This is a genomic window from Paraburkholderia sp. Ac-20347 (assembly GCF_017104805.1).
GTDB classification, from domain to species: Bacteria; Pseudomonadota; Gammaproteobacteria; order Burkholderiales; family Burkholderiaceae; genus Paraburkholderia; species Paraburkholderia tropica.
Window position 1 is genome coordinate 1 of the sequence record NZ_JAAGPN010000540.1, and the last position, 1,896, is coordinate 1,896.

Genomic DNA, 1,896 nt, shown 5'->3' on the forward strand with positions numbered 1-1,896 from the left:
CGATGCTCGGCGATGCGGCGGCGGCCACCGGCACGGGTCTCTCGATCGCCGGCCATTCGCTGCAACGCTGGGCCGCGAGCGGCGCGGCGGCGGGCTCGTCGTCGGGCGCCAGCCAGTGACGTGGTGCAGCAGGCGCATCGCGTCGTTTGACGAACGGAATTAATGTAATTATCATGGTTACACTTTATCTTGCCGCACGCGCTGCGGCCGGTTCGCTGTGAATACGAGTAGCCGATTTGCGTTCGCCGTTCACGTGCTCGCGCTGCTGGCGCTGCAGGAAGGCGAGCCGCTGTCCTCGGAGATGATCGCGGGCAGCGTGAACACGAATCCCGCGCTGATCCGCCGTCTGCTGACGATGCTCGCCAACGCCGGGCTCACCACGTCGCAGCTGGGCGCAGGCGGCGGGGCGTTGCTGGCGCGCGAGCCGCAGACGATCACGCTGCTCGAGATCTATCACGCGGTCGACGACGCGCAGCTTTTCGCGATGCACCGCGAGGAGCCGAATCCGGCCTGCATGGTGGGGCGGCACATCCAGCAGTCGCTGCGCGGCGTGATCGACGATGCGCAGCGCGCGATGGAAGCGTCGCTGGCTGCGCGCACGCTCACCGACGTGGTCGAGGACATGCAGCGCAACGAGCGCAAGCTCGAACGCACGCGTACGCCGAAGCTGCCGCGCCGGGCATGATCGGGCGGGAAAGCAGGGCCGCGCAGTACGCAACACGATTTCACCCGACGGGGCTTTGCCCCGTTTTTTAGACCCAAAACTGTAACTAAATTAGTTACATAAATGCCGTAACTTCAGACAGGAGTCGAACATGAGCCAATCCCTGAAAATCGCACTTTTTGGCGCCACCGGCATGGTGGGTTCGCGCATCGCCGCCGAAGCCGCGCGCCGCGGCCATCAGGTCAGCGCGCTGGTGCGCCAGCCCGAGCGCGTCGTCGCCGGCCCGAATGTGCAGGCCGCGAAGGCCGATCTGCTCGATGCCGCGAGCGTGGCGGCGGCGGTGCGCGGCCATGACGTGGTGGCGAGCGCCTATGCGCCGCCGTCGGGGCAACTGGGCGATCTGCAGGTCGCGAGCCGCGCGCTGGTCGACGGCACGCGCGCCGCCGGCCTGACGCGCCTCGTGGTGGTGGGCGGCGCGGGCTCGCTCGAAGTCGCTCCCGGCAAGCAACTGGTGGATACCGACGGCTTCCCGGACGCCTACAAGCCGATCGCGCTCGCGCACCGCGAAGCGCTCGCTTACTACCGCACGGTGACGGACCTCGACTGGACCTTCTTCGCGCCCGCCGCGCTGATCGCCCCGGGCGAGCGCACCGGCACGTTCCGCACGGGCGCGAACACGCTGATCGCCGACGCGAAGGGCGACAGCCGCATTTCCGCCGAAGACTACGCCATCGCCTTCGTGAACGAACTGGAGCAAGCGCACTTCGTGCGTCAGATCGCGACGGTTGCGTATTGATGCAGCGCGGCGCGGTACAGAGCTGCTGAAAGACGTGCCGCGCTTGCATTCTGTTACGCACGCGTGAGGCGTGGCCGCGGCGTCTGCGGCTACACTGGAGCGTCCTGATTTCGCCCCTTCGCCATGAATCCATGCTTCGGACGGGACGACGCGGGCGGGACGCCGCAACGCGTGCGGCCGTCCGCGTCGGGTTCCGTGCTGGCTCTGTTTTGGGCTGTCCCGCTCGCGCTTTTATTCGCGCCGGTCGGCGCGCGGCGCGACCCGCGCGACCTGCGCGGTCTGTGGACGCGCTGCATTCGCTTTGTCATCGGTGTCATGCTGGTGAGTGCGCTGGAGCTCGGCCTCGGCCTGTGCACGCCCGCATTCGCCGCCGGAGCGGCAGCGGCTGCGGCGGCCGCACCGGCGGCCGTGCCGGTGCTCCCCGCGCTGCAAAGTC

3 protein-coding genes are annotated in these 1,896 nt (G+C 68.4%); all 3 read left to right on the forward strand.

All coding sequences use genetic code 11. From position 1 onward, the window contains the following. Nucleotides 1–217 precede the first annotated feature (217 nt). The gene (locus G3N97_RS38475; protein ID WP_205997951.1) at nt 218–685 is read left to right on the forward strand and encodes an Rrf2 family transcriptional regulator; all 468 of its coding nucleotides are present in this window, start codon (nt 218–220) and stop codon (nt 683–685) included. Nucleotides 686–815: 130 nt separating this feature from the next. After that, complete coding sequence (locus G3N97_RS38480) at nt 816–1,460, forward strand: NAD(P)H-binding protein (protein ID WP_205997952.1); 645 nt, start codon at nt 816–818, stop codon at nt 1,458–1,460. Nucleotides 1,461–1,655: 195 nt separating this feature from the next. Further along, nucleotides 1,656–1,896, forward strand: a 241-nt coding sequence (locus tag G3N97_RS38485; protein WP_205997953.1) for a hypothetical protein, incomplete at its 3' end; no start/stop codon positions are given.

Coding starts and splice junctions, on each gene's coding strand:
- G3N97_RS38480 (WP_205997952.1), top strand. CDS start 816: ATGAGCCAATCCCTGAAAATCGCACTTTTTGGCGCCACCGGCATGGTG.